Here is a 24,228-nt window from a genome sequence, read left to right on the forward strand (position 1 = left end):
AAGAAAGTCTTGAATCACACTCCTCTCGATTTGAGAATCCCAAGAGTCCACAGGACCTAGTGCTGATTTGCCCGACAAGGGAAGCGGAATATTTTCTCAGAAAGGACTGGACAGGGTGTGTCGCGTTGATTTGTCAGGCAAAATTAGATTTTGCGCGCATGGCACGCGCTTGCGAAGCGCGCCTTGGAACTCTATTAGCTGTTCCGCCGCGATGACGGGTCACGACCCGCCTATGGCTGAAGCGGCTGGACGCACGGCATGTTTCGCAAATCCATCAGGCAGAAGATCGTCGGGATCGCCGCGGGGCTGATCATCCTCGCCGTGGTCACGTCGCTATTGTCGATGGTGCTGGCGGGCCAGGTCGGCCACCTGCTCGACGAGCTCAACAACCGTTACATCCCCGCCTACGCCCACCTCGCCAGGGTCAATATCCGCTCGCTGGAGCGGTCGCTGGCGATGCGGCGGATGATGATGGCGAAGATGCAAGGGCCGCTGGAGGACAACGGCTACGCGGCGGCGCGCAAGACCTTCGACGAGATCGAGCCGGTGCTCAGGAGCGAGGCCGATGCCGCGCGAAAGCTGATCGATGCGATCATCGCCGATCCCTCGACGCCGTCAGACAACGCCGCGCTCGGGCGACTCGACGACCGCATCGACAACGCGGTCAACGACCTGCTCGTCCGCCTGAACGCGGAGAACCAGACGCTGCTTGACCAGCTCGACGCGAAGGATTTTACGTCGGCGAGGCAGACCATGCTCCGCGCGGAAGCGTTGCGCGACGAGTTCAGCACCCGGATCGAAGGCATCCGCGCCGACATGCTGGCCCAGGTTAGCGCCAGCGCGGCGACGGTGACGGCTGCGCAGCAACGGGCGATCATCATCTCGGCGATCGTGACCGCGATTGCCGCCGTGCTCGGCTTCGTGTTCGCGATGCTGGTCGGCAGCGGCATCACCCGCCCGGTGATGAAGCTCCTGGAAGGCACTCGTGAGGTCGAGGCCGGCAAGCTCGACGGCGCCATCTCCGTCACGACCGAGGACGAGATCGGCCAGCTCTCGGCCGCGTTCAACCGCATGATCGAGACGCTGCGGCACAATCAGCGCATCCGCGAGACCTTCGGCCGCTACATCAACCCGCGGATCGCCGAAGGCCTGCTCGACCAGCCGGCGATCGCCGCGACCGAAGGACAGCGCCGCGTCATGACGGTGCTGTTCTGCGACATGAAGGGCTTTACCTCCTTAAGCGAGGGCGTGACGCCGCGCGGCCTCGTCAAGATCATGAACCTCTATCTCTCGACCATGTCGGAGCCGATCCACGCCCACCGCGGCATCATCGACAAATATATCGGCGACGCCATCATGGCCTATTGGGGTGCCCCGTTCGTCGAGGAGACCGAGCAGACCCACCTCGCCGCGCTTGCCGCGATCGACATGATCGGACGCGTCGCGCAGTTGCGTAAAGAGCTGCCGGAGCTCCTCGGCGTGCGCGCGATCCCGACCGATTGCGACGTCCGTATCGGGATTGCCACCGGCGAGGCGCTGGTCGGCAGCATCGGCTCGGAGTTCATGATGAGCTACACCGTGCTCGGCGACACCGTGAACCTCGCCTCGCGCCTCGAAGGCGCCAACAAGGTCTATGGCTGCCGCTGCCTGATCTCGGAAGCAACCGCGAGCGCCTGCGCAACGGCAATCGAGCTGCGCGAGATCGACCGGCTGGTGGTTGTCGGGCAGACCCAACCGGTCGCCGTGTTCGAGATCCTGGGCAAGAGCGGCGAGCTGACGGCGGCGCAAACCACGCTGCGGCAGCATTATGCGGAAGGCCTCGCGGCGTATCGGGAGCGGCGCTGGGACGACGCTGGCCACGCGTTTGCGGCAGCGCTCGAAGCAGCGCCCGGCGATGGGCCGTCGGCAACGCTCAAGACGCGAGTCGAAAGCTTCCGGCAAAATCCCCCTGCGGCGAATTGGGATGGTGCGTGGCACCTGGAGCATAAGTAGCGAGCAGCGCCCGCGACGCCGGTCGATTCCCGTCGGGCAGTTTGCTAACGGCGCAACCCGCCGTTTCTACCGCGCCGGCGACGGAACACGCTGGCGCCAGACGCGCGTGCATCAATGCAAAGCGCAAGACGTCCGCTTTCGAGCGTTAGGCGGACATACTCGAAGACTTCTGCGATATCGCCTCTTGACCCCTAGCTGCCATTTGGCACCGCCAATTGCTGCTGCGCAAATCGTCCTCTTTTCCGAGCCGATGTGATAACGTGCAATTCTCGGCTCGGGTTGACAGCAAACAGCTCGGAGCTATTGGCGTAAATGAGGGCTCCTCTGTCGTTCGTAACGCTCGGACCCGAGGTAATACCAAATGACAAAATCCCTATTCGTCATTTCAATCGGCTTGCTTTCGAGTGCTGCTGACGTTTCGGCCGTGCCGCTTTTTCGCCCCTCAGCATCCGAACTCGTCGTTAGGATTGGTGCCACGGATTGCAAAGGGCCAGTCGCCTCGGAAAAGCACCCTATTATGGGTGAGAAACTTACCGGAAAATTGCGGCGGGAAGGTCGATTGCCGGACAGCTTTGTATGTGGTCGCTGCCGTTACGATCTTGGGGGAGATCCTGGCGCGGCATACTACATCAAAAGCTGCCACTGATCGTGCGGCAGCTGGCTCTTGCGACATCGCTCCTTCGCGTCACGGCGTGACAACGTTGGTTGACGGTCGCCCGTACTGGTCGGCATTGCGATCGTACCAGGCTTCATAGCCGCCAAGTGAAGGATTCGCTCCGCTATTGCTGCGCCTATTGCCACCAGCGCGGACTGGCCGCGACCTACGCCATCAGTTTCGGCACCGACCCGGTGGAAGCTATCCAAACAGTGTCTGTTTCGCGAGCAAGCTGATATTCGTGCAGACCAACGTCATCACGCGACGGCTGCATTACCAGGCGCCGCTGATCCTGCAACGGCGGCTCCATATGGCTGATCGGCAGATGGTGCTAGTACCGATGAAAACCGGCTGAAGCTGGCGGCCGGCTTCCGTCAGGAGCGAGTCGCAATGCAGGGCGCGAGAGTTAGACGATAACATGTGCGGTAAAGATGCTGTTTGCTGCGCTGCATGAGTCCGTTCCTGGCCCCATCGCTTCAGTTAGCGCTGTGCAGCGACCATTGAGCGGCCGACGAGGCGGCGCTGGCCGCGTTCAGTTCCGACGGCGGTTTCTGACGAGCGGAGCCGCTTTCGGCTTCAAGGCGGTCCCGCGCCGGCGTACACTGGCAGGCGTCCAGTCGAGCCGCCGGGGTTCTCGCGTGAAACGCCTGCTGTTCGTGCTTTTCTTCACAGCCGCCCTGGCGGGTCCCGCATCCGCCGAGAAACGGGTGGCGCTGGTGGTCGGCAATTCAGCCTACCGGAGCGTCGCGCGGCTGGACAATCCGGACAACGACGCCGCGCTGATGGCGCGGACGCTGAAGGAGCTGGGCTTCGTTCTGGTCGGGGGCGATGCACGGGCCGATCTCGATAAGCGCGCACTCGACGACGCGGTGCAGGCGTTCGGGCACGCTCTGCAAGGCGCCGACGTCGCGGTGTTCTATTACGCCGGTCACGGCGTGCAGGTGCGCGGAGCGAACTACCTCGTGCCGGTCGACGCCAATCCGACGCGCGAGGCGGACGTCGATTTCCAGATGCTCGACGTCAATGTCGTGCTCAACCAGATGCAGGGCTCGGGCACGCGGCTCAACATGATCATCCTGGACGCCTGCCGCAACAATCCGTTCGGCGCCCGCGGGCTGCGGGCCTCCTCGGGCGGCTTGGCCCAGCTGCGCGCGCCGGACGGCACGCTGATCTCATACGCCACCCAGCCCGGCAACGTGGCCCAGGATGGTGACGACGGCCACAGTCCCTACACCCGCGCGCTCGCGGCGACGCTGAAGCGACCGGGTCTCGACCTGTTTCAGACCTTCAACGAGGTCGGCCTCGCCGTGAAACGCGCGACCGGCGGTGCGCAGCTGCCCTGGGTCTCGTCGTCTCCGATCGATGGCAGCTTCTATTTCGCCGGTGCGCCTGCTGCAGCGTCCACAATCGCAACCACGCCCCATCCGGACGACGCGGCGCCGGAACCGGCGCGGCAGGAAGCAAGACTGACCTTACCGGCGCAATCGCTGCCTGCGGATGGCGTCATCACCGATTGCGACCGGCAGGCGGCCAATCCCGCCGATCCGGAGCGACCCAAGGGCATCGGCGGCGTGAGGCTTGGCGAGATCCAAATCGTGGCGGCGCTTGCCGCCTGCAACCAGGCCATGCGGCAATATCCTGATGTTCCGCGCTTGGTCTATCAAGCCGGTCGCGTTGCGCAGGCGCAGAGGGATTTCATTCTGGCCAAGCAGCTTTACGAGAAAGCCGCCAGCCTGAACTATGCGGCGAGCTACCTCAATCTCGGCGTGCTGTTCTATGAGGGCAGCGGAGTGCCGAAGGATTATGAGGCGGCTCGCAGCTGGTATGAAAAAGCCGCCGCGGCCAACGATCCCGCGGCCCTGAACGCAATCGGCAATCTCTATGAGCGAGGCAACGGCGGGCCCAAAGACTATGCACAGGCGCGCATCTGGTACGAGAAGGCTGCTGCAGCGGGCATCGCGGTCGCAAGCGCCAATCTCGGGCGTCTCTATCTCAACGGCAACGGCGTCCCGAAGGACGTCGACCACGCGCGAAGCCTGTTCGAAACGGCGGCCGCGGGCGGCGATCCGATGGGCATGCGCTTGCTCGGCATTGTGTACGATCGCGGCATCGGCGTCACGGCGGACCCGCTGCAGGCGCGGCAGTGGTACGAAAAAGCGGCCGCCGGTGGCGATGCCTGGGCCATGAACAATCTGGGCTGGTTGTACGAACGGGGCAGCGGCACCACGAAGGATTATGGTGAAGCGCGGAAATGGTACGAGAAGGCCAGCGCGCTCGGCATCAAGCTCGCAAGCGTCAATCTCGGGCGCCTGTATCAAGAAGGCCATGGCGTCCCCAGGGACCCTGCGCGGGCGCGGAGCCTGTATGAGACCGGCGCCAACGCCGGCGAGCCCTTGGGTATGAGGTCGCTTGGTTATCTCTATGACCAGGGCCTCGGCGTCGCGCAGGATTCCGTGCAGGCGCGTCAATGGTATGAGAAGGCGGCCGCCGCTGGCGATGCATGGGCCATGAACAATCTCGGCTGGCTCTACCAGCAGGGCCGGGGCGTTGCTAAGGATTACGGCGAGGCGCGCAAATGGTACGAGAAGGCGAGCGCGCTCGGCATAAGGCTCGCATCCGTCAATCTCGGGTACCTCTATCAGCACGGCGAGGGCGTGCCGGTTGACGGCGGTCGGGCGAAAAGCCTGTACGAGTCGGTTGCCGACGTCGAGCCCGCCGCCATGCGCCAGCTGGGTTTCCTCTACGACCGGGGCATCGGCGTGCCGAAGGACTACGGAGAGGCGCGCAAATGGTACGAGAAGGCGGCGGCGCTGGGGGATGCTTTCGCCATAAACAATCTCGGCTACATGTACGAAGCAGGCAACGGGGTTCCGAAGGACGTCGGACGGGCCCGTGATCTGTACGCGCAGGCCGCGGCCTTGGGGCACCTCCAGGCGATGGTCAATCTCGGCGACCTCTATCGCAACGGACGCGGCGTTCCGAAGGACTATGCACAGGCCCGCCAATGGTACGAAAAGGCAGCGGCGGGAGGCCGGACCGCCGCCATGGTCCAGCTCGGGGACCTCTATCGGCTCGGGCTCGGCGTGCCGAAGGACGCCGCGCAGGCCCGCAAGTGGTACGAAGCGGCCGCTGCGGCCGGCGACGCCTCCGCGTCCAAGGCGTTGGGCGGGGTGAAGCGGCATTGACATCTCCGATCCCGGCGGTGTTGCGAGGAGGGCCGGAGCGACGAGAGTCCCGTCCTCGCGATGCGGCGCGGTCGATCGGCCAGACGCTGCCGCCGTCGCTGCGATTGCGCGCGGACGAGGTGATTGATTCCTGCCCCTCATCGACCAAACCACAACGCTTGTCTCTAAGTCGGCTGAACTCAACCGCGAAGGCAGCGGCGAGCTTGGGCGTAACAATGCCGTCGATGCCCGAATAGGTCTTGCTGCGCTGAATGAGTCTTCACATGGCCCGTAACAGGCGGAAGCCATCCTGGAGAACGGTCAGGCTGATCTGATCGCGGTCAATCGCCAGAGCGGGAGCGGTCCGCGTTTGACCTACTTTCAGACTAAAGCCGCCTCACCATATGGTCCGACAGAACCGTCGATCGCTAGCGCCCGTTCAGCAACAGCCGTCTGGGAGGTTTGCATGGCAACAAAGACAGCCTACAAATCGTTTCGCTACAAGGCCAACACAACCTGGAGCTCGGCCCGACGGGGTACGCTCTCTGCGTCGGGGAAACCGAAGATCGATGTTGGCAGTCCGCCCGAGTTCAAAGGCGAGCCAGGCATCTGGGCACCCGAAGAGCTACTCGTGGGCTCGGTCAATACGTGCATGATGCTGACCTTCCTCACGCTCGCCCAGGCGAAAGGTCTGACTCCGGTGCGATATGAAGGTGAGGCTGAAGGTCTGCTCGAGAATATCGAAGGCAAGTACCGCATCACAGAGGTCATGGTTCGACCGCGCGTAAGCCTCAAAGACAACGCCGAGCTCGAACGTGCCCGCGAAATCATGGAAGGCGTCGAAGCACAGTGCTTCATCTCGAATTCCATAAAATCGAAGATCTTGCTCGCTGCTGAGTTTGTCGTTGCTCCGTCACCAAACTGAAAACGAATTGCGTCGGCTGTGCAGGTCCAGTTCTTGGCCTTCTCAGACATGGGCCCTACCCGCCCCGATCGCGGCAAGCCATGTCCTAGACGGAACACGCTGAAGCCAGGGCGCGTGTTCATAAATGCACGACGTCCGCTTTCGAGAGTTAGGCGGACATGCTCGAAAGCTTTTGGGATATGCTTTTTGAACCCACAACTGTCATCAAAACGCTCGCTGGGAAGCGTATGCTTGCTCAATCACGTCGATATGCCTTGAACGAAAGAAAGGCGCCGAGCCCCAGGAGGACGATGGCTCCTGCGACGATTGCGCTGCGGATCTGACCAATTCCGGCGGCAATCGCGGTGACGCTGGTTGGAAAAAGCATTCGGGCAAGGCCACTCAGGACGAACAGCCAGCCAAAGGCGGTCACAAGCACCGGCCATCCGTTGGTCCAGCGATTGTGAACGCGCACAATCGCAAGCCCAGCGACGAACAAGAGGATGCCTGACACGAAGATGAGCGCGGGGTCGCGGGAAACCTGTTCCGCCAATGTAGGGAACGAGCCAATGTTCAGCAGCATGCCGGCAGCGATGGCGACAAGGGTGGGACCAATCAGGCCGGCGATCGTTTTCGAGGTGGTCATCTATGCTCCGCTACGGGTGCGCCACCGGGCTCATGACAAGCTGGGTTCAGTCCCCTCGAGTTGAGAAAATCGAACGGGCAGAATCTCTTGCATGGTCATTCTGCCGTCGGCGAGCTTCTCGGCCACGATAAGCTGCTGCGTATCGGGCAGGCCGGCCGGTATCACCATTTTCCCACCCGCTTTCAATTGGTGGATCAGCGGAGGAGGAATCAGATCGGGAGCGGCCGTCACTATCACCTTGTCAAAGGGGGCGTGCTCTGACCAACCGTGATAACCATTGGCAATCTTGAGTTCGACATTGCTGCAGCCCTGCTGTCGGAGTCGTTGTTTCGCCGATTGGCCGAGCTCTTCGATGATCTCAATGGAGTATACCTTGCGGGCGAGCTGCGCGAGGATAGCAGCCTGATAGCCAAGACCGGTACCGATTTCGAGAACGCTGTCGTCGGCCTTGATGTCGAGGAGGTCGGTCATTAAGGCGACGATAAATGGCTGCGAGATCGTCTTTGCGAAGCCGATTGGAAGTGGAATATTGTCATACGCGTAGGGCTGAAGTTCGATTGGCACAAACGCATGCCGCGGCACCTTGCCCATGGCCGTCATCACGCGTTCGTCTAAGGCACTCTTGCCGATCGCGTCGCGCAGGCCAAAGGCGTTGGCGGCGATGACCGCGAGCATGTGTCTACGCAGGCGCTCAAGGTCTTCTCGCATTGGCAACCTTCACGGGCACACGATCGGAAAGCTTGCCCAAACTGATATTCCAGCCGTTTGCCACTGATCAAACAAGCAGTTCCTCAAGCGGAACTCTGTCGCCGATCACGTTGCACGCTGAAGACGTCGCCGGTCCATTGAGGACAACGGGAGACGCCTTCAAACGGGCGGGTAAGATTGTACAACCTCAACAGCTCCTCCTGAAGCGGGACGTGCCGAACTTTTTGTGGTGGAACGCGCAGGCTCGCGCTGCTCCCGCAGTGCGGAACGCTTGGTCAAGCAACGGAGGATCACTGACAACTGCGGAAGGCCGCGCGTGCCCGGCGGCCACGCGGCATGACAATTCGCGACGTCGTCATGCTGCCTGCGAACTTCGATCTCTAGGGATCATCCTCACTCGAAAGCCGCGAGCAAGAGGCGCAGCTTGCCGAAGTCTCGGAGCCTCACCTGTTCCAGCGATCATCCAACTGGGGCCGTCCGATCCAGGCCCTGTTCAGACAGCGGGTTGCCCAGCCGGGCTCCTCCTTTCCTTGCAGTCGCGATTGAGCTTCCTGGTAAGGACCGACGTACCGGAGGCGGGTCGGGATTTTGGGATAGACGCGTCGTATCCACGCAACCGCGCGCTCTGCAGCTTTCCGGTCGCCTTCGTCGAAGGCAAATCCGAAGCCCATGCGCAATCGGTCTGGCAGCAGCTGGTCACTCAGGGCCTGGTACCATCGCGGCGGCCGCAACCATGGACGTCCCCCGGTGAAGATCTGTCCGGCCACCTCGCGCGCGGCGGCGCTGACGGACAATGTATCCGATTGCATCATGGCCGCGTTGTAGGCGGCGAATGATTCCCAATCCGCCGGCAAGTCGGTCGACGTCAGCCCGAACAATCCCCCGAACAGCCGGCTTTCCGCCCAATACCGCTCGCGCTCCTCGACCGAGAACGGAGGCAAGATCAGGTCGTGCACGATGAGCGCGGTGTCGACGAGGGTGGCGTGAACCCAGCGCAACGCTGCGACCTCGTTGGCGCTGTAGGGTGAGCCGCTCGCGAACGGGCCGACGGCTTCGGGCAGGCGGCCGACGATCATGGCATGGCGGTGGTGCAGGCGTCGGGCGGCCGCAAGGGCCCTGTCGCGCGAGCCGAACACCATCGTGAACACAACATCGAAGGTGCGATGGAAACGACCGATCGGATCCGCAAAGGTCCGCGAGTGCTCGGTCACGGCGGCGGCGACCCAGGGATGCGCCAGCTGAAGGAGCAAGGCACGACCGGCGCCCAGAAAGATGACGGCTTCCCTGTCGATCCGCCAAGTCATCGATGCCGGACCAAAGATGCCCTCGACCGATCCGGCAGCCTGAGCCCGGACGGTATCAAGAGCAGCCTCCAGGTCGCTTTCTGAGACCAAATGCGCTCCTTCGAAACGAACGTGGACCGGTTTGCTCCGCTCGTCTGCGTAGTCTATCGCGATTTAGCAAGCCAAGGCGCTCCAAACGCTATGGCATTGCGGATTACCTCCCGCTCGGAACGCAGCGGCTTGGCGCTTCGTCATACCACACGCGGACAAGGCTGCGGTTTGCTAAACCGGCTGGAGCGGCTGTCGCACCGTTCGCTGAAGAAACGGTCCGCGTTAAGCGCCGCCGTCTTTCACGCTCCCCCTCGAAAGCGTATTGTTTCGATCGAACGAGCTCCCTCTGCGGCGCTGCCGTTCAGAGTTCTCTTCTTCGATCCGAGAAACGCTCGAAACGAAACACAGGGAATGCTCATGACCGGCGCAAGGCTGAAACATTACGGCTGGGGACGCGAAGGCGAAGGCATGAGCGCAGAGGAGCGGACGTTTGTCCTCGGCCGCTACCACGCAAAATTTGGCACCGACGAATTCGAGACGGTAGCTGTTCCCGGCCTTGAAGAGCTCGCCTTGCACGAGCCGCGCGTAGTGCCGCCGGCTTCGCTTGCACCCTTCTGCACGACCGAACGCTACGATCGCGCCGCGCACACCTATGGCAAGTCCTATCCGGATTACGTCAGGGCCATGCTTGGCGACTATGATTGTGCGCCCGACGTTGTGGCCTACCCGCGCAACGAGTCGGAGATCTCAGCGGTCATGGACTGGGCGGGTTCTGTCGGCGCTTCGCTGACGCCTTTCGGCGGCGGATCGAGCGTGTGCGGCGGCGTCGAGCCGCGGGTTGACGGCATCCAGCACAAGGCTGCGATCAGCCTCGACCTGCGCAATCTCTCCAAGGTCCTTGAGGTGGATCCGGTCTCGCGCGCCGCATCGATCGAAGCCGGCACCTATGGTCCGTCCCTGGAAAACCAGCTCAAGCCGCACGGCCTTACGTTGCGGCATTTTCCGCAAAGTTTTGAATATTCAACGCTGGGGGGCTGGATTGCGACACGATCAGGCGGCCATTTCGCCAGTCTTCATACTCATATCGACGATTTCGTCGAAAGCGTGCGCGTCGTGACGCCAGTTGGCGTCGTGGAGACGCGCCGACTTCCCGGTTCGGGTGCGGGCCCGAGTCCCGATCGCATGTTCATCGGCTCGGAAGGGATTCTGGGTGTGATCTCGCGCGCCTGGATGCGATTGCAACCGCGTCCAAAATTCCGCGCCGGCGCATCGGTTCGCTTTCCCTCTTTCTTCGATGCCGCGCGCGCCGTGCGCGCGGTTGCGCAAGCCGGCCTCTATCCATCCAATTGCCGCATCCTGGACCCGCAGGAAGCCTTCAACACAGGTGCGGCCGACGGCAGCGCCGCAATCATGGTGCTCGCGTTCGAATCGGGCGATCATCCGTTGGACGCCTGGTTCGCGCGCGCTCTTGAATGCTGCGCCGACCACCACGGGACGCCGGAGCCCGCGAAGGCCAGCGACGCGCATCTCGAAGGCGCGGCAGGCATCTGGCGCAACGCGTTCATTCGGATGCCCTATGCGCGCGAATTCCTGACGCCCGCGGGCCTCATCAACGACACGTTCGAGACCGCAATCACCTGGGATCGGTTCGAAAGCCTTCACGACAACGTCAAAGCAGCAACCGAACGTGCGATTCTCGAAGCGACCGGAATGAAGGGTGAAGTGACCTGCCGATTCACCCACGTCTACCCGGACGGGCCTGCGCCCTATTTCTCCTTCCACGCGCGCGGTCGACACGGCGCGTTGCTCGAGCAGTGGCAGGCCATCAAGAACGCGGCAAGCGATGCGCTGATCGCAGCAGGCGGCACCATCACGCACCATCATGCCGTCGGTCGCGATCACAGACCCTGGTACGACCGACAGCGGCCAGAGCTGTTTGCCGCCGCGTTGCGGGCAGCCAAGCGCGAATTGGATCCGCAAGGCATGCTCAACCCGGGCGTCCTGATTGATGCGTAGGCGCGTGCCGTCGAAAGAGCTCTCCGCCGCTCGAGGCAAAGAACCCGGATGCCGCTACGTTCATCCGGGGGTGCGCTTGCTGTTGGGCGAATCCTGACACGAATGTTAGTTTCGACTGCGCAGTTCGAGCGACCACGGACGCGACGCTCACACCACGCGTAGCTGCACGCACACTGCCCGGAAGCGACAGTGCGATTGTCGCATTCGTTGCCGCAAACAATTTTTTCAGATCAAGGGGAATGTCTCCCGCAACGGGGAGTTATGCTTCACACCAAACGACTGCCCAGTTCGCCTCGGGAGGTTTGCATGATCAAGTCACCGGTGAAACTCGCAACGCTTGCAGCGTTCCTGACCGCTCCGTTCATCCTGTTCCCGCCGCACGCCGCCATCGCGGCCGGCGGAGGTGGTGGTGGTGGTGGTGGCGGCGGCGGCGGTGGAGGTGGCGATCCCTACGGATCGAGCTACAGCACGCCCGCGCCGTCCTATCCCCAGGAGCGGGGCAGAAAGACCACGCACAAGGTCAAGAAGCCCATCAAGCAATCCGGCTTCGAGGATCCGGCGTTTCGCGATGGCTATCGCACAGCCTATGCGACGATCTACGAGCGCAACGACTATGCCGCCGCGATCGATCAGCTGCACGCGCTCGGCAACGATGATCATCCGAACGTCGCCAACCTGATCGGCTACTCCTATCGCAAGCTCGGCGACTACAAGCAGTCGCAGGTCTGGTACGAGCGCGCGCTGAAGGCCGATCCGAACCACGTGCTGACATGGAACTATTACGGCCTGTGGCAGATTGAACAGGGCAACCGCGACCAGGCGCAATATCATCTGAGCCGAATCGCCGAGATCTGCGGCACCGACTGCGAGGAATATCGCTCGCTCGCGGCAGCGCTCGAGAAGCCGCCGGGCACGAGCCTGGTCTACTGAGCCACGCCACCTGCGCTGTGACATCGACGGCGGATTGCGCGTCCGCCGTCGATGCGCGATGCGTCGCCCCTTCACCCTTGGCTTCGTTTCGCGCTATCGCTATCGTGGCATGGTGACCACACGCGAGGACACCATGCCCGAACTGATCGATATTGGCGCGCTGCAGCTCAAGTTCCTGCAGAGCAAGGAGACCACCGGCGGCAGTATCGACCTGTTCGAGATGACACTGCAACCGAATGCGCGGATGCCGATCCCGCATTACCACGAGAGCTGGGATGAGACGATCTACGGGCTGTCGGGGGTCTCGACCTGGCGGGTCGACGGCAAGGACATCGATCTCGGCCCCGGCGAGACCGTCTTCATCAAGCGCGGCATCGTGCACGGCTTCACCAACCGCTCGAACGGTCCGGCGACCTGCCTGTGCATGCTGAGCCCCGGCGCACTCGGGCCGCAATACTTCAAGGAGATGGCGGCGCTGCTGGCCGGCGGCGCGCCCGATCCCACGAAGCTGAAGGAGACGATGCTGCGCTACGGGCTGGTGCCGGTGGCGCCTTAAGGCTGCCCTCCACCAGCACTGTCATCTGCCTGTCACGAAATGTGCCGACACGTCAGCCGGACCAGTTCGAGGACACGCATGGACTATTTCAAACGCTTCAACTTCCTGTTCGCCGCGCCGGTGTTCGAGGCCGACGACCTCGAAGGCATCCGCTTCAACCAGATCATCACCGAGATCGAGCGCTCCGGATTCGAGGTGGTTCGGGCCCGCAAGCTGGAGGATGCCGAGATCGCGGTGCAGACCGATGCTGCGATCGGCTGCATGGTGGTCGACTGGGGCAAGAAGGGGCTGGAGGGCAAAACCGCGGCGCTGATCAATTTGATGCGCCGGCGCGGGCTGGACTTCCCGATCATCCTGTTGATCCGCCGCAAGCGCTTCGAGGATTTGCCGGTCGAGGTGCTCGATTTCATCGACGGCTACGTGTTCCTGTCCGAGGAGACGCCGCCCTTCATCGCCAAGAACCTGGTCAGCCGGCTCAAGCAATATGCCGAGACGCTGAAGACGCCGTTCTTCGGGGCGCTGGTCGACTATGCCGAAGAAGGCAACCAGCTCTGGACCTGCCCGGGGCACAATGGCGGCGTATTCTACAGCCGTAGCCCGATCGGGCGAGTGTTCGTCGAGCATCTCGGCGAAGCCGTGTTCCGCGACGACCTCGACAATTCCGTGCTCGACCTCGGCGACCTCCTGACCCATGAGGGGCCGGCGCTGCGGGCGCAGAAGGAGGCGGCAAGGATCTTTGGCGCGGAGAAGACCTATTTCGTGCTCAACGGCACCTCGACCTCCAACAAGGTCGCGCTCGGCTCGCTCGTCACCGACGGCGACCTCGTGCTGTTCGACCGCAACAACCACAAGGCCGCCCATCACGGCGCGCTCCTGATCGGCGGCGGCATCCCGGTCTACGTGCCGACGGTGCGCAACGCCTGGGGCCTGATCGGCCCGATGCGCTGGGACCTGCTCGACGAAGGCACGCTTCGCGACCGCATCCGCAAACATCCGCTGGTCAAGGACGAGAACGCCTGGAAGAAGCCCCGCCCCTTCCGCGTCGCCGTGGTCGAGCAGTGCACCTATGACGGCACCATTCACAGCGCGGAGATGATCCTGAAGCGCATCGGCCATCTCTGCGACTACATCCTGTTCGACGAGGCCTGGGCCGGCTTCATGAAATTCCACCCGATCTATGCCGGCCGCTTCGCGATGGGGCTCGCCGATCTCGGACCCGAAGCGCCCGGCATCATCGCCACCCAATCGACCCACAAGCAGCTCGCGAGCTTCTCGCAGGCCTCCCAGATCCACATCCGCGACCGCCACATCAAGGGCCAGAAGCGCCGGGTCGAGCACCGCCGCTTCAACGAAAGCTTCATGCAGCACGCCTCGACCTCGCCGTTCTATCCGTTGTTCGCCTCGCTCGACGTCGGCGCGCAGATGATGAAAGGCCGTTCCGGCGAGGTGCTGTGGGACGACACCATCCGGCTCGGCATCGAGCTGCGCAAGAAGATCCGCGCGGTGAAGCGCGAGTTCGAGGAGAACGAGACGCGCCCTGAGCGGCGCTGGTTCTTCGAGCCGTTCGTGCCGGATCGGGTCATGATCCCGGACGTCGCGCGCGAGAACGGCGTGCACAATGTCGCCTGGGAGACGATCTCGACCGACCAGCTCGCGACCAACTCGTCCTACTGGCAGCTCAAGCCCGGCGAGGCCTGGCACGGCTTCCCCGACATGACCGCGGGCTTTGCCATGACCGACCCCAACAAGCTGACCCTGCTGACGCCGGGCTTCGATCATGCGACCGGCGCCTATGCCGATCACGGCATCCCCGCGCCGGTCGTGGCGCAATATCTGCGCGAGAACCGCATCGTCGCCGAGAAGAACGACCTCAACTCCCTGCTCTTCCTTTTGACGCCCGGCGTCGAGGCCAGCAAGGCCGGCACGCTGGTCTCCGGCCTCGTCGCCTTCAAGAAGCTGCACGACGACAATGCGCTGCTCGAGGACGTCATTCCCGAGTTCTACCGCCGCCGCCCGAACCGCTATGCAGGTGTCAGGCTGCGCGACCTCTGCGGCAACATGCACCGCTTCTTCCGCGACGCCGGCGTCAGCGCGCTGCAGGCCAGGCAATTCGTCCCTGAGCATTTGCCCGAGATCGCGATGTCGCCGCGCGAGGCGTCGCGGTACCTCGTGCGCAACGACGTCGACTATCTGCCGATCGACGAGATTCTTGGCCGTGTCGCGGCGACCCCATTCGTGGTCTATCCCCCGGGCATTGCCACCATCGTGCCCGGCGAGCGGCTGACGGAGCGGAGTCGGCCGATGATCGATTACCTCAAAATGTTCGAGGCGAGTTTCAACGCGTTCCCCGGCTTCGAGGTCGAGGTCCAGGGCATCTACAAGGAGATCGACGCGACAGGCCGCGTCCGCTTCTACACCTATGTCGTCTCCGAGTAAGCGAACGGACGGCACATCATGGAGAATGATCACAAGATCACCGTCCGCGCCTCGCGCGACAGCGATGTCGACGCGATGCTGTCGATCTACCGCCGCCACATCCGCCGCGGCATCGAGGACAGCGTCGACGATAGCGGCGTGCCCGAGCCCGACGATCTGCGCGACCGCCGCAAGAATTTGCGCAACACCCGCCTGCCGCATCTGGTCGCGGTCTCTAATGGCGAGGTGGTCGGCTACGCCTATGTCGTGCTGTTCCGCAAGCGCCCGGCCTACCGCTACACGGTGAAGCACTCGATCTATGTGCATCACCAATATGTCGGCCAGGGCGTCGGCCGCCGCCTGCTGCAAGAGCTGATCGACACCTGCGCCGCGGCCGGCTTCCGCCAGATGATCGGCTATATCGATTCGGACAACGCCGCCTCGCTCGCGCTGCACGACCGCTTCGGCTTCGCCCGCGTTGGGCTATTGCCCGGCGTCGCCTATCGCTATGGCCACTGGGCCGACAGCGTGATGGTGCAGCGCTCGCTAGCCGCGGGCGCAACCGAACCGCCGCCGCCCGCGCCGTTGTCGCGGCGGTGACGGAGCTCTCTCCGTCGTCATTGCGAGGAGCTCGCGACAAAATTGCAAAGCAATTTTGCGCTGAAGCGACGAAGCAATCCATGCTTCCGCACAAGCGGTGGAATGGATTGCTTCGCTTCGCTCGCAATGACGGACGCGCGCTCGAATTCGCGCGACGTGACGCGCGCGAGCACGCCGCATCGCCAATTCGCGTTTAGCGACCTATTCCAGCGTAAAGCCGACCCGCAGCGTCACCTGATAATGGCCAACCTTTCCTCCCTCGATATGGCCCCTGGTCTGCACAACCTCGAACCATTTCATCTCGCGGACCGTCTTTGACGCGCGGCTGATGGCGTTCTCGATCGCAGCATCGATGCTCTTCTCCGATGATCCGACGAGTTCGAGGATCTTGTAGACGTGATCCTTGTCAGCTGCTGCAGGCATGTCGACCTCCTTTGAGGTTGGTGGGCGGTTCGGACAATTTGTCCCGTGGTACAGACATAATGTCGTCGAGCGGCGAATGGTTGCTGCGCGGCAGCACGCGGAATGATCTAGATCAACATATCATCCAACCCTGGGGTTATGCCGTCTTTGTCCGTCGGTCGGCCTATGCTAGCATGGTTTGGTCGTATCTTCGGGAGTGCACATCATGTCGACCGTGTCCAGCTCACCCGTCACCCCGCCCCCTCACAGCCTTGCCTCCGGCATCTCGAGCCTGCGCTCCAAGTGGGGCTGGATCGTCGCCCTCGGCGTGATCTACCTGATCGCCGGCGTGCTCGCGTTCGGCAGCGTGTTCTTCGCGACCGTGGTCAGCGTGCTGTTTGTCGGGGCCATGATGATCGTCGCGGGCGCCGCCGAAATCGTCAACGCATTCCAGTTCAAGTCGTGGGGCAAGTTCATATTCTGGCTGCTGCTCGGCGTGCTTTATGTCATTGCGGGCTTCTTCACCTTCCAGAATCCGCTGCTCGCGGCGGTGACGCTGACGCTGGTCATCGGCGTTGCGCTGGTGGTCTCCGGCATCATGCGCATCTTCCTCGCCTTCAGCATGAGTGCCGCCGCGCCGTGGGGACTCGTCGCGCTTTCCGGCGCGATCACGCTGATCCTCGGCGCCATGATCCTGGCGCGCTGGCCGGTCTCGAGCCTCTACGTGCTCGGGCTGTTCCTCAGCGTCGACCTGATCTGCGCCGGCGTGAGCTGGATCAGCATGGGCATGGCGCTGAAGCGCCGGACCTGAGGCGAAAGGACGCGGCACCGGCCCCTCGGCCAGCGCCGCTGCCGGCCGAACCGCCCTGAACGGATTGACAAAATCCGCGCCGCTGGAGTGCGCGTTCACGCGGTCGTGTGCGCGCCCGCCTGAATTCTGATTGCGCTCTCGAACCCGTTTCCATCCGGCACCGTCCAACTTGGCGAGCGGGCCATTCCGGTGTCGCCGAACCGAATGATGGAAATCCCATGTCGATCAAATCGAAGCTGTCTTCTGCGGCAGTCATTGCCGCCGCCACCACGACCACCCTGACGACGACCGCAGCCCTCGTCACCGCCATTGCAACCACGGTGCTGACGACGACGGCCGCCAACGCGTTTCAACCGCGCGTCCCCCCTTGCAGCTTCTTCCTGACAGAAGGCTGCGGGGCCTATGTGAACATCCCGACCGAGCGGGCCCGCACGGTGCGTTTCCACGACATCTCGCCTGATTACATCAAGCAGACCGATCCGCGCTACAACGCCACCATGACCATCGGGGGTGGCGGAGGCGGCGGTGGTGGCGGAGGTGGCGGCGGCGGTCGCTAACCCGCCCAGACATTGCAACGAGGCGCCGCCGGCTCGCGCCGGCGGCGTTTTCATTCCGTTAGAGCGTTTTCGAGCGAAGTGGCTGCCGGTTCGCGTGAAGAAAACGCGTCAAAATAAGAATCTAGAGCTTGCTCTAGGCAATATCCCGTCGGTCAGGGCCGCGCGAGATGCCAGGCGCCGTTGAGGAAACCGTCGCCGGTGGTATCGCCGGGCTTCTGGTCCTTGGCGAAGGTGTAGAGCGGCTTGCCCTTGTAGGCCCACTGCTTCGAACCGTCGTCGCGCGTGATGATGGAGTAGCCGCCTTCCGCCTTGTCGCCGGCTTCGGCCTTCAGCACCGGCCAGTTGGTCGCACACGGTCCGTTGCAGGCCGACTTGCCGTCGGCGTCCTTGTCGAACGTGTAGAGCGTCATCCCCTTGGCATCGGTCAGCACAGCGCCTTTCGCTGATGTCTCCGTCTTGGTCGGCGGTGCGGCGAAGGCTGTTGAAGCGCACGCGATCGTGGCGGCCGCGACAAGCGCGAGCGAGATTGAAGTCTTCATGTCGTCTCCTTTTCGGGATGCAATTGGCTTGCATGGGTAGGACGCATGACGGCCCCTTCTATTCCGCGGCGGACGCGGAAAGAAATTTTCTGGCGCGTACCGATCGACGCGGAATAAAATGATTGATGCGCGCCGTTACCGGCGCATCTACCGCCTGATCTCCTCCGCCGCGCGCACCAGCGGCCGGTCGGAAAGCTGGATCGGGCCGGAGAATGGCGTGCCCATTTCGATGATCAGGTAGATCGCGGCCGAGATCAGCGCCGCCGCGGCGACATAGGTCGAGATCACGACCGGGTTGCGCGGCGCACGAAAGCCAAGCGTCGCGAACATCAGCGTCAGCCATCCCACCAGAATGCAGATCAGCGGCGACGGGAACGAGCCGTCGGACTGCTCGACAAAGGTCCAGCGCTGCTGCACCGCCTGCCGATACAGGGATCTGGCATCGTTCCACAGCGCAACTTTCTGCTCGTCCTCGAACCGCAACTCGCGGAGGCTGGTTCCGACCTCGTCAAGCAGATGCTCGGACACCTCGTTCGCCCGCGAGATCGGAACATCCTTGAGCACCTGCTCGACATAAGCGAGCAGCCGGCGCCGCGGCTCGTGGCGCTCGGGCCGAGCGGCCGCATGCTGCGGTCGAGCAGGATGATGTCGGTGGCGAAGACATGCAGGTTGCGGTCGACAGCCACATAGGTGTTGGCCGCATTGTTCATCATCAGGCCGAGCAGCAGCGACGGCATGGTGACGAACAGCGTTGCGACCAGCCGCACCGAGGTGTTGGTATCGTCGCTGCGGTGATGATCTTTTAGCCGGCCATGGATCGTCATGGTCGCAAGCGCCGCGCCGCTCAGCAGCACGAAAATCAGGATGGCGACGGCGAATGCGACCACGGCTTGCAAGGACCTGCGAGAGAATCAGCCCGCGGGATAGCAAGCCGCTCGCATCCGCGCATGCCCGCCGGGCTGCCCCCTCGCCTGCGCGCCCGCCCATTGCGAACGCCCGCGGGACGCAAGAAGATACGCCCGATGCCCCGCTGCGCAAGGAGAAAGCCGTGCATTTTGTCAGTGATGCCGAGGTCAACCGTGTCCTGACCTTCCCGGTCCTGATCGAGGCGTTCGAGGCCGCGCACCGGCGGCCGAAGATCGCGGTGCGGGACGGCTATCTCGGAGACGACAAGGGCCAGCAGCTCGTGACGCGCAGCGCGGTCGATGCGGGCCACTTCATGATGACCAAATTGTACACCAGCTTTCCGGCCAATCTTGCGCACGGCAAGCTGCCGGCCGTGCAGGCGGTCTGCGTGCTGTTCGACGGCACCGACGGACGGCCGCTCGCGGTGATGTACGCCGCCGAGATCACCCATTGGAAGACCGCCGCGGACTCCGCGCTCGGCGCCAAGCATCTCGCGCGCCCCGACGCCGAGACGCTGCTGGTGGTCGGCGCCGGGGAGATGGCGCGCTGGCTGGTGCGCGGACACCGCACTGTGCGCCCGTCGCTGCGGCGCGTGCGGATCTGGAACCGGACGGTGGCGCGCGCGCAAGAGCTCGCCACGCTGCTGAAGGACGAAGGCATCTCAGCCGAGGCCGTCACCGATCTCGACGCCGCGACCCGCGAGGCCGACATCATCACCACTTGCACCCGCTCGCGCGAACCGCTGGTCAAGGGCGCGAACTTGCGGCCCGGCACCCATCTCGACCTCGTCGGCGGCTTTACGCCCGAGACCCGCGAGGCCGACGACGAGGCCGCGCGGCGATCGCGCATCTTCGTCGACCGCAGGGAATCCGCGTTCGACGGCGTCGGCGACATCCTGCAGCCGATCGCAAGCGGCGCCATCAGCGAGAGCTGTGTGCTCGGCGACCACTACGACCTCGCCACCGGCAAGGTCGCCGGCCGGCTGTCAGCCGACGACATCACCTTCTTCAAGAACGCCGGCGGCGGCCATCTCGATCTGATGACCTGCGAGACGGTCTTTCGGCAGTTGGGGAAGGAGTTGCGGTGAATTGCGCTGCATCGAGAACCGTAGGGCGGGTTAGCGAAGCGTAACCCGCCGCTATGCGATGCGAGGAGAGATGGTGGGTTACGGCTTCGCCTAACCCACCCTACGGCATCTCGCTATTCGGCTGCCTGCTGCGCCGGCGCATCCAACTCCGCCGACACTTTCGGCGGCGACATCGGGAGCGCGTAGAACCGTCGGCCGAGCGCGTTGTGGACGGCATTCGCCACCGCCGCCATGACAGGCACCAGCGGCACCTCGCCGACGCCCTTGACGCCCTGCGGATGCTTCGGGTTCGGCACCTCGACCAAGGCGGTGTCGATCATCGGGAGGTCCGAGCAGACCGGCATGCGGTAGTCGAGGAAGCCGGGATTATCGACCTTGCCGTCCCTATTGTAGATGTACTCCTCGTTCAGCGCCCAGCCGATGCCCTGCGCGACGCCGCCCTGGAGCTGGCCCTCGACATAGCTCGGATGCACGGCGCGGCCGACATCCTGCACCGCGGTGTATCTGACAACCCTGACAATGCCGAGGTCGACATCGACCTCGACGTCACAGATATGCGTGCCGAAGCCGCCTTCCGCGCCCTGGGTGTTGAGCTGCACGCTGGCGCCGATCGGGCCGCCCTGCGACGGCGCCTTCTCGGCGAGATCGGCCAAGGTCAGTGGCTCGAACTGGCCGGCGTTGGGGCTCACCGGGTGCGCGGCACCGTTCTCCCACTTCACCGCCTCCGGATCGATCTCCCAGATCTTCGCCGCGCGTTCGCGCAAGGTTGATATCACCTTGTCGGTCGCCTGCGTCACCACCATCGAGGAGGCGAACAGCACGCGGCTGCCGCCGGTGAGGTTGGAGAAGCCGACCGTCTGGGTGTCGCCGATGATGACGGAGACGCGGCGATAGTCGATGCCGAGCAGCTCGGCGCAGATATTGGCAATGCCGGCGCGGGAGCCGCCAATGTCAGGGTGTCCCGTGGTGACGACGACATTGCCGTCCTCGGTGATGTTGACTTGCGCGGAGGACTCGCCGCCGGCGTTGAACCAGAAGCCTGAGGCCACGCCCCTGCCCTGCAGCTTGCCGAGCGGCGCGGAATAATGCGGATGGCTCTTCGCCACCTCCAGCGTCTCGATGTAACCGATGCGCGGGAATACCGGGCCATGCGCCGCCTTCGTCCCCTCCTTGGCCGCGTTCTTCAGCCGCAGCTCCAGCGGGTCCATCTTGAGCGTCGCGGCCAACTCGTCGAGCACGCACTCGACCGCATAGGCGCCGATCGGCGCGCCGGGCGCGCGATAGGCCGCGACCTTGGAGCGGTTGGAGCAGACGTCAAAACCTTCCGACAGCACGTGCGGGATGTCATAGGGCGCGAAGCTGCAGCCGACCGCGCCGCGGATCGGCGAACCCGGGAAGGCGCCGGCCTGCAGATAGAAGGTGCCGTGGGCGGCGACGATGGTGCCGTCCTTCTTCGCGCCTAACTTCACCGTGCTCTTCGAGCCCGACGTGGGCCCGGTCGCCCGCATCACCTCCTCGCGCGTCATCACCATCTTCACCGGCCGGCCGGACTTCTTCGCGAGCAGCGTCGCCAGCGGCTCGAGATAGACGATGGTCTTGCCGCCGAAGCCGCCGCCGATCTCGGCGGGGATGGCGCGGATGTCGCTCTGCGGGATGCCCGTCAGCATCGAGGTCATCGCGCGGACCATGAACTGGCCCTGGCTCGAGCTCCAGATCGTGGTCTTGCCGTCGGCGGCGACCGAGATCAGGCAGGCGTGCGGCTCGATATAGCCCTGGTGCACCGGACGCGTGGTGAAGCTGCGCTCGACCACGACTTCGGCGTCCTTGAAGCCCAGCACGATGTCGCCTTTCTTCACCTCGATCCGGCTCATGATATTCGACGCCTTGCCGTCGAACCTGTTGAACTCGTGCAGGATCGGTGCGTCGGCTTTCAGCGCGTCGTCGATCTCGATCGACCACGGCAGCACCTCGTAGTCCACCTCGATCAGCTTGCAGGCTTCGGCCACGATCGCCTCCGTGGTTGCGGCGACCGCCGCCACGGGGTGGCCGGGGAATAGCGCCTTGTCGCGCGCCATCACGTTGCGGCACATCCAGCGCATGTCCTGGATGCCGAGCGTCACCGCGCCCTTCTCGATCGGGAAATCGACGATGTCGCGCGAGGTGACGACGGCCTTCACGCCGGGCAACGCCTCGGCCTTCGCGGTGTTGATCGACCTGATGCGGGCATGCGGGTGCGGGCTGCGCAGGACCTTGCCCCAGATCATGCCGGGCATGTTGGTGTCGGCGGCAAACGCCGCGCGTCCCGTCACCTTGTCGACGCCGTCAGGCCTGATGGTACGCTGGCCGATCCACTTGTTGTTGACGACATTCATCGGCGAACCTCCTGGATTCCTTGCTCCCGCATTTCAGCGGCGGTCTCCATCACCGCGCGGACGATCTTGTCGTAGCCGGTGCACCGGCAGAGATTGCCGGCGAGCCAGAAGCGGACTTCCTCTTCGGTCGGGTTCGGATTCTTCTTCAAGAGCGCCTCGGAGGCGACCAGCATGCCCGAGGTGCAGATGCCGCACTGGAGCGCGGCGTGCTCGAGGAACTTCTGCTGCAACGGGTGCAGCTCGCCGCCCTTGGCCATGCCCTCGATGGTCCTGATCTCATGGCCCTCGGCCTCGGCCGCGAGCATCAGGCAGGAGCAGACCAGCCGATCGTCAAGCGTGATCGAGCAGGCGCCGCAATCGCCGGAGGAGCAGCCCTCCTTGGATCCGGTCAGGCCCAGTTGCCCGCGCAGCGCGTCGAGCATGGTCTCGTACGGCTCGCACAGGAATTCCATCGGCTCGCCGTTGACCGTGGTGGTGACGTGCAGTTTCGCCATGGTGCTAGTGTCCTCCGGCGCGCTTGGCGGCGATGGCAACGGTGCGCTTGAGCAGCACGCCGGATGTCTTGATGCGGTAGGCGATGGTGCCGCGCTTGTCGTCGATCGGACGGCACGCGGCGCGGCAGGCCGCAGCGGCAGCTTCCAGTGCTGTGGCATCGAGCTTCGAGCCGATCAGCGCCTTGGCGGCCGGCTCGACCAACAACGCGGTCGGCGCCACCGCGCCGAGGCCAACGCGGGCCGCGGTGCAGACGCCGTCCTGCAACGTCAGACTGACGCCGAGGCCGACGACGGCGATGTCCATCTCGGTGCGCGGGATCATGCGCAAGTAAGCGTCGCTCGAGCCCGCGGGACGCGGCGGGAGCGCAAAACTGACCAGGATCTCGCCCGGCTTGAGGTTGGTGCGGCCGGGGCCCGCAGGCACCTCTTCCACCTTCATCTCGCGGCGGCCGTTCGGCCCCTGCACGGTGACGACGGCACCGGCCGCGATCATCGCCGGCACGCTGTCGCCCGCGGGAGAGCCGTTGCAGAGATTGCCGCCAGCCGATGCACGGCCCTGCACCTGCTTGGAGCCGATCAGGTTCACGGCCTCGAGCACGCCGGGCCACACCTTGCCGAAGCGCGGGTGTTCGGCGAGCTCCATGCCGGAAACGGCTGCGCCAATGCGGAAGCCGCCGCCGGCGGTTTCCGCGATCTCGGTCATCTCGCCGATCTTCTTGATGTCGACGATCAGTCCCGGCCGTACCAGGCCGGAGCGCATTTGCACCAATAAATCGGTGCCGCCTGCCATAATGCGGGCGGCACTTCCGGCGGCAGCAAATGCGCCAATCGCCTCATCAAGCGTGCGCGGTGCTACGTATCGGATATCGGTCATGGCTGTTCTTTGGGTCTCCCTCGCCTGCTCGTACCCCGGTGTGGGGAGGTTGGCCCTTGGTTGTGGCCGGCAGAGCTGCAAGCCTACACGGCGAAGCGCGATCGGAACAGCCTCGGAGCTGCGGTGGAAAGCGCAGGCTCCTATGCAGGATGCGCGCTTGTGCGGTGCCGGCGGCGGATCTCACGGCCCCGGCGATCACGGATTCTTCATATCGTGGGGGATCGAATTTGGTGGTGTGAGATAGTCATTGTAGCATGGAGCGCTGG

Annotated in this window: 20 protein-coding genes and 2 pseudogenes; 13 read left to right on the plus strand and 9 right to left on the minus strand. The window is 63.9% G+C overall.

What is annotated here, in order from left to right; genetic code table 11:
- The 5 genes and pseudogenes from ACFFWD_RS04225 to ACFFWD_RS04245 form a co-directional block, all read left to right on the plus strand.
- Positions 1 to 215, plus strand: a 215-nt coding sequence (locus ACFFWD_RS04225) for a hypothetical protein (RefSeq protein ID WP_376961757.1), incomplete at its 5' end; no start/stop codon positions are given.
- Between the two features lie 43 nt (positions 216 to 258).
- Entirely contained in the window at positions 259 to 1,992 is a 1,734-nt protein-coding gene (locus ACFFWD_RS04230; protein ID WP_376961759.1) for an adenylate/guanylate cyclase domain-containing protein, read from the plus strand.
- Between the two features lie 1,293 nt (positions 1,993 to 3,285).
- Positions 3,286 to 4,030, plus strand: a pseudogene (locus ACFFWD_RS04235) (caspase family protein); the annotation flags it as partial.
- A gap of 242 nt (positions 4,031 to 4,272) precedes the next feature.
- Positions 4,273 to 5,832 carry a tetratricopeptide repeat protein gene (locus ACFFWD_RS04240; protein WP_376961803.1) on the plus strand — a complete coding sequence of 520 codons (1,560 nt, stop codon included), beginning with the start codon at positions 4,273 to 4,275 and terminating at the stop codon, positions 5,830 to 5,832.
- A gap of 445 nt (positions 5,833 to 6,277) precedes the next feature.
- On the plus strand, positions 6,278 to 6,736 hold the full coding sequence (locus tag ACFFWD_RS04245) for an OsmC family protein (RefSeq protein WP_376961761.1): 459 nt from the start codon (positions 6,278 to 6,280) through the stop codon (positions 6,734 to 6,736).
- A 235-nt stretch (positions 6,737 to 6,971) separates the two neighbouring features.
- Here the strand turns inward: ACFFWD_RS04245 and ACFFWD_RS04250 are convergent, their stop codons facing one another.
- From ACFFWD_RS04250 to ACFFWD_RS04260, 3 genes are all read right to left on the minus strand, one after another.
- Positions 6,972 to 7,361 carry a hypothetical protein gene (locus ACFFWD_RS04250; protein WP_376961763.1) on the minus strand — a complete coding sequence of 130 codons (390 nt, stop codon included), beginning with the start codon at positions 7,359 to 7,361 and terminating at the stop codon, positions 6,972 to 6,974.
- Between the two features lie 30 nt (positions 7,362 to 7,391).
- On the minus strand, positions 7,392 to 8,069 hold the full coding sequence (locus ACFFWD_RS04255; RefSeq protein ID WP_376961765.1) for a protein-L-isoaspartate(D-aspartate) O-methyltransferase: 678 nt from the start codon (positions 8,067 to 8,069) through the stop codon (positions 7,392 to 7,394).
- 443 nt (positions 8,070 to 8,512) lie between these two features.
- Positions 8,513 to 9,463: an oxygenase MpaB family protein gene (locus ACFFWD_RS04260; RefSeq protein ID WP_376961767.1), complete on the minus strand. Its 951-nt coding sequence runs from the start codon at positions 9,461 to 9,463 to the stop codon at positions 8,513 to 8,515.
- Between the two features lie 357 nt (positions 9,464 to 9,820).
- Between ACFFWD_RS04260 and ACFFWD_RS04265 the strand changes: the two genes are divergently transcribed.
- The 5 genes from ACFFWD_RS04265 to ACFFWD_RS04285 all read left to right on the plus strand — a co-directional run bounded on the left by ACFFWD_RS04265 (position 9,821) and on the right by ACFFWD_RS04285 (position 15,920).
- Positions 9,821 to 11,419 (plus strand): FAD-binding oxidoreductase, encoded by a 1,599-nt coding sequence (locus tag ACFFWD_RS04265; RefSeq protein ID WP_376961805.1) that lies wholly within the window; start codon positions 9,821 to 9,823, stop codon positions 11,417 to 11,419.
- A 306-nt stretch (positions 11,420 to 11,725) separates the two neighbouring features.
- Positions 11,726 to 12,349, plus strand: coding sequence for a tetratricopeptide repeat protein (locus tag ACFFWD_RS04270; protein ID WP_376961769.1), 624 nt, complete (start codon positions 11,726 to 11,728; stop codon positions 12,347 to 12,349).
- 58 nt (positions 12,350 to 12,407) lie between these two features.
- The gene (locus ACFFWD_RS04275; protein ID WP_376961771.1) at positions 12,408 to 12,905 is read left to right on the plus strand and encodes a cupin domain-containing protein; all 498 of its coding nucleotides are present in this window, start codon (positions 12,408 to 12,410) and stop codon (positions 12,903 to 12,905) included.
- A gap of 78 nt (positions 12,906 to 12,983) precedes the next feature.
- On the plus strand, positions 12,984 to 15,341 hold the full coding sequence (locus tag ACFFWD_RS04280; RefSeq protein WP_376961773.1) for an Orn/Lys/Arg family decarboxylase: 2,358 nt from the start codon (positions 12,984 to 12,986) through the stop codon (positions 15,339 to 15,341).
- Positions 15,342 to 15,359: 18 nt separating this feature from the next.
- Positions 15,360 to 15,920 (plus strand): GNAT family N-acetyltransferase, encoded by a 561-nt coding sequence (locus ACFFWD_RS04285; protein WP_376961775.1) that lies wholly within the window; start codon positions 15,360 to 15,362, stop codon positions 15,918 to 15,920.
- Positions 15,921 to 16,121: 201 nt separating this feature from the next.
- Here the strand turns inward: ACFFWD_RS04285 and ACFFWD_RS04290 are convergent, their stop codons facing one another.
- Entirely contained in the window at positions 16,122 to 16,343 is a 222-nt protein-coding gene (locus tag ACFFWD_RS04290; protein WP_376961777.1) for a dodecin, read from the minus strand.
- Between the two features lie 205 nt (positions 16,344 to 16,548).
- Between ACFFWD_RS04290 and ACFFWD_RS04295 the strand changes: the two genes are divergently transcribed.
- Together ACFFWD_RS04295 and ACFFWD_RS04300 are read left to right on the plus strand one after the other, a co-directional pair.
- Positions 16,549 to 17,133, plus strand: a complete 585-nt coding sequence (locus ACFFWD_RS04295; RefSeq protein ID WP_376961778.1) for an HdeD family acid-resistance protein — start codon at positions 16,549 to 16,551, stop codon at positions 17,131 to 17,133.
- Positions 17,134 to 17,351: 218 nt separating this feature from the next.
- Positions 17,352 to 17,690, plus strand: a complete 339-nt coding sequence (locus ACFFWD_RS04300) for a hypothetical protein (RefSeq protein WP_376961780.1) — start codon at positions 17,352 to 17,354, stop codon at positions 17,688 to 17,690.
- A gap of 152 nt (positions 17,691 to 17,842) precedes the next feature.
- Here the strand turns inward: ACFFWD_RS04300 and ACFFWD_RS04305 are convergent, their stop codons facing one another.
- On the minus strand, positions 17,843 to 18,229 hold the full coding sequence (locus ACFFWD_RS04305) for a COG4315 family predicted lipoprotein (RefSeq protein ID WP_376961782.1): 387 nt from the start codon (positions 18,227 to 18,229) through the stop codon (positions 17,843 to 17,845).
- 147 nt (positions 18,230 to 18,376) lie between these two features.
- Positions 18,377 to 19,053, minus strand: a pseudogene (locus tag ACFFWD_RS45230) (bestrophin-like domain).
- A gap of 224 nt (positions 19,054 to 19,277) precedes the next feature.
- On the opposite strand from ACFFWD_RS45230, the gene ACFFWD_RS04320 reads away from it, so the two are divergent.
- A complete protein-coding gene (locus ACFFWD_RS04320) occupies positions 19,278 to 20,222 on the plus strand; it encodes an ornithine cyclodeaminase family protein (RefSeq protein ID WP_376961788.1) in 945 nt (314 codons plus the stop codon).
- A 113-nt stretch (positions 20,223 to 20,335) separates the two neighbouring features.
- Here the strand turns inward: ACFFWD_RS04320 and ACFFWD_RS04325 are convergent, their stop codons facing one another.
- The 3 genes from ACFFWD_RS04325 to ACFFWD_RS04335 are packed head-to-tail and all read right to left on the minus strand — an operon-like array spanning position 20,336 to position 23,953.
- Positions 20,336 to 22,594, minus strand: coding sequence for a xanthine dehydrogenase family protein molybdopterin-binding subunit (locus tag ACFFWD_RS04325; protein ID WP_376961790.1), 2,259 nt, complete (start codon positions 22,592 to 22,594; stop codon positions 20,336 to 20,338).
- Positions 22,591 to 23,088 carry a (2Fe-2S)-binding protein gene (locus ACFFWD_RS04330; RefSeq protein ID WP_376961793.1) on the minus strand — a complete coding sequence of 166 codons (498 nt, stop codon included), beginning with the start codon at positions 23,086 to 23,088 and terminating at the stop codon, positions 22,591 to 22,593. The genes ACFFWD_RS04325 and ACFFWD_RS04330 overlap by 4 nt, the downstream gene beginning before the upstream one ends.
- Positions 23,089 to 23,092: 4 nt before the next feature.
- The gene (locus ACFFWD_RS04335) at positions 23,093 to 23,953 is read right to left on the minus strand and encodes an FAD binding domain-containing protein (protein ID WP_376961808.1); all 861 of its coding nucleotides are present in this window, start codon (positions 23,951 to 23,953) and stop codon (positions 23,093 to 23,095) included.
- Positions 23,954 to 24,228: the final 275 nt, after the last annotated feature.

It is taken from the genome of Bradyrhizobium erythrophlei (genome assembly GCF_042430365.1).
Classification (GTDB): domain Bacteria; phylum Pseudomonadota; class Alphaproteobacteria; order Rhizobiales; family Xanthobacteraceae; genus Bradyrhizobium; species Bradyrhizobium erythrophlei.